General features: G+C 63.6%; 1 protein-coding gene. It reads right to left on the bottom strand.

Translation table 11 applies throughout. From position 1 onward, the window contains the following. On the bottom strand, positions 1-508 hold a 508-nt coding region (locus tag CXQ90_RS21940; RefSeq protein WP_146068980.1), incomplete at its 3' end, for an amino acid permease. Positions 509-511: the final 3 nt, after the last annotated feature.

The raw sequence follows: 511 nt of genomic DNA, 5'->3' as shown, positions 1-511 counted from the left end.
TCACCAGCAGTACGGTGAAGACCGCGACGATCAGGAGCGGGCCCCAGGTCAGGTCCACCGGACCGAGGTCGATGGTGGCCGGAACGTCCCAGCCGATCAGCCGGAACACCTCACTGAGGTAGATGCCCCAGTACTTGGCGATCACGGCCGCGGCAGTGAACAGTTCCAGGATCAGGTTCCAGCCGATAATCCAGGCCACAAGTTCGCCCATGGTGGCGTAGGTGAAGACGTAGGCGGAGCCGGCCACCGGAATGGCGGTGGCGAACTCGGCGTAACACATGATGGCCAGCGCACAGGTGAGCGCAGCCAGGACAAAGGACAGGGTCACCGCCGGACCGGAGAAATCGGCAGCCGCCACGGCGCCCACCGAGAAAATCCCGGCACCCACGGCCACGGCCACCCCCATAATCATGAGATCCCAGGTGGTCAGGGAGCGTTTTAGCCGCCGTCCGGGTTCGTCGGCATCCGCTAGGGAATCCTCAATGGGTTTGGTTCGGAAGAGACTCACGGT

Origin of the sequence: Arthrobacter sp. ZGTC131 (genome assembly GCF_002929275.1) — a bacterium.
In the GTDB taxonomy this organism is placed as follows: domain Bacteria; phylum Actinomycetota; class Actinomycetes; order Actinomycetales; family Micrococcaceae; genus Arthrobacter.
This window is presented reverse-complemented; position numbering and strand designations above follow the sequence as displayed.